The sequence below is a fragment of the Vibrio thalassae genome, assembly GCF_900089835.1.
In the GTDB taxonomy this organism is placed as follows: domain Bacteria; phylum Pseudomonadota; class Gammaproteobacteria; order Enterobacterales; family Vibrionaceae; genus Vibrio; species Vibrio thalassae.
On the sequence record NZ_OANU01000154.1, the window covers coordinates 1 to 2,615 of the forward strand.

Below are 2,615 nucleotides of genomic sequence, written 5' to 3' on the forward strand. Positions count from 1 at the left end.
GGTATGATTCATCCAAGCAAGTATGGCACAAAGGCAACAAGCAATACCTATTTAACGCCTTCGCTCTCGCTAAAGTATGGCGGGCTCAGTTACTGCATGCGCTCCATCAACATCCTCTGTTATGGGTGCCAGGCGGTTTACCAAGCAAGTGGGTCGTTGACTGCCGATGTGTCGGGAAAGGTCAACCTGCACTGGAGTATCTGTCTCGCTCTCTATATCGAGGTGTGTTACCCGACCGCGATATCATCAAAGTGGAAGAAGACTCGGTGACGTTCCGATACAAAGAGAGTCAAACTCAGCAGTGGATACAGCGAACACTGCCAACGCTCAAGTTCTTACTGCTTATCTTGCAACACGTCCTGCCTAAAGGGCTGCAACGAGTGCGTGATTATGGCTTCTTGCGAGGGCAAGCTCGGCAAACACTGGGTCGTATACAACTGTTACTACTTGGACTGTTTTACTCGTTGCCAAACCTTGAACCCGTCACAAAGAGCAAAGCCACACGCTGCTGTCCTTGCTGTCAACATGAGATGGCCTGTGTGGGGATCACTCGACCGAGATAGCCGAAAGGCATCTAATAATAAGGATAATGGCCGTCATCAACAAGATAAGGAGAAACAGCCACTAAGAACCAACATTAGTCAGTTAACCTATTGATAAGGCGGAATTCTCCACCTTACAATACCTGCGCTCGCCTTGAGAAAAGCATCAAGGTCGCCACCCTTCTAGAGCAGATCGCACAATTTACTTATATAGAGGCTCGGGCTTGTCCAACACTCGGGATTTAACGTTGGCTGCGCAACGCTTAATCCTTATTTGTTAGCTTTTTTCGTGCGATGCAGCCAGCGTTTGCCACCAAGGTTTTAAAGAAACGCTCCAAAACCGAAACCACCGCCGTACCCAATGCAGAAGCATTGAACCTTCAACCAATTTGCGGCCAAAGATAACGACACTTAAAGGCAACTCAAGGCTCTTGTGCTGAAGCTGACAACCAAGTGCACCTGCTAATAAGTTGGTTCATGATGTGTCAGCGAAAAAGAAACAGCACGCTCGACGTACCGATTTGACACTGAAATTCAGGTGTAAAGCTAGAACGCTGAACCCATACACCACAATACTTAACCGAGAAAGCTAACGCTTAGCTAAACTGCGCACTCGATACACTATCAACACCCACTGAACTTCAGGCCACACATGCCTTACGTTCCTGCGTCTGTTTCAGCGTCTTGTTAGAACATGACTAGAGTCAATGATGTTGATGAGCCCCTCTATCACGAACTAGGGACTAACGGTATGAAGACAAAAAATCGAAGCCGAAGTATTTGGTATCGCTCTACACCTTGAAGCGAGTCTAGCGTCACTCTTCAATCGCTAGCGCGTATTAAGGTGCGCTTGAATCGCTTCAAGGCTAGCATAGAAATGCCTAATATTCGTCCTTTTCGTCGCTACAACGCCAACTCAATAAACTCTCTTCATACGTAAATAACAACGAGTTACATACAACTCGTGAGAACCGTCATGTTCTAACGCTTTATAGACGGATTTTTTCCGTACTTCCGCACACTCCACCGACTTCTAAAAATATAGAATCCGATTATGTTAGACCATTAGTCTATGAAAATTAGCAGATTAAGTATTATTGGATTTGTTGCACATCACAAAAAGCGGAATTTTTCCGTATAAGTCCGCAAATCTTACCTAAACTCAGTAGCTGTATATAAAAACAGTATTGGAGTGTGTGATGAGATCGCCATTTTTAAACTACATACGTGATTTTATGCGGGCGAGGCATTATTCGGAAAGAACGATAGACGCCTATCTTTCATGGATATTTCAATACGTTGTTTACCATGATAAAAAACATCCAAAAGAGATGGGCACCGCTGAGGTAGAGGATTTTCTTTCCTATTTGATCACAAGTCGTGACCTAGCAATGCGTACGCAGAATCAAGCACTTAATGCGCTGGTCTTTTTGTACAAGCACATTATTCATGAACCCATCGACGTCAATATGCGCTTTAAGAAATCGAACAAAAGCAAAAAGCTGCCGACAGTTCTCACCGTTAAGGAAGTACGTAAGGTACTTGAAAATATGCCTCCAAGCTTTTTATTGCCAGCACAACTGATGTATGGCTCTGGATTACGTCTTATGGAATGCTTACGACTCAGATATCAAGATATCGACTTTGATTATGGCGCATTAAGAGTATGGCGTGCTAAGGGGAATAAGAATCGAGTAGTGACATTGGCTAGAGAACTCTTTCCCGCGATACAGCGTCAGCAACAACACGTAGAGAGTATTTGGAGGCAAGATGTTAAGCAGAGCGACTATTCTGGTGTGTGGTTGCCCAATGCATTAGCCACTAAATATCCTAACTCAACCTGAACTCGGGATAAAAAAAGACGGGAACTAAAAGCTGGTTCTGCGATCAGATCTTTCGACCAAGAGAGACTTATCACAAGGAACCAGCTATGCACAAATTAGTGGACTTATTTTGCCATGTCGATGACTTTTGTCAGGCTTTTCTACCCCAGTGGCAAAAACTTCAGCTTGAGAGCGGCGTACGGAAGCGTAATCGCAAAGGCCGAATGTCAGAAAGTGAAATCATGACCAT

2 protein-coding genes and 1 pseudogene are annotated in these 2,615 nt (G+C 44.6%); all 3 read left to right on the plus strand.

The features are described from left to right. Nucleotides 1-563 (plus strand): IS91 family transposase (locus VTH8203_RS22950; protein ID WP_208617797.1); only part of this gene is annotated, 563 nt, incomplete at its 5' end. 1,178 nt (nt 564-1,741) lie between these two features. Then, nucleotides 1,742-2,386, plus strand: a complete 645-nt coding sequence (locus VTH8203_RS22955; protein ID WP_244181313.1) for a phage integrase N-terminal SAM-like domain-containing protein — start codon at nt 1,742-1,744, stop codon at nt 2,384-2,386. An 86-nt stretch (nt 2,387-2,472) separates the two neighbouring features. Then, nucleotides 2,473-2,615 (plus strand): annotated as a pseudogene (locus tag VTH8203_RS25275) (IS982 family transposase); the annotation flags it as partial.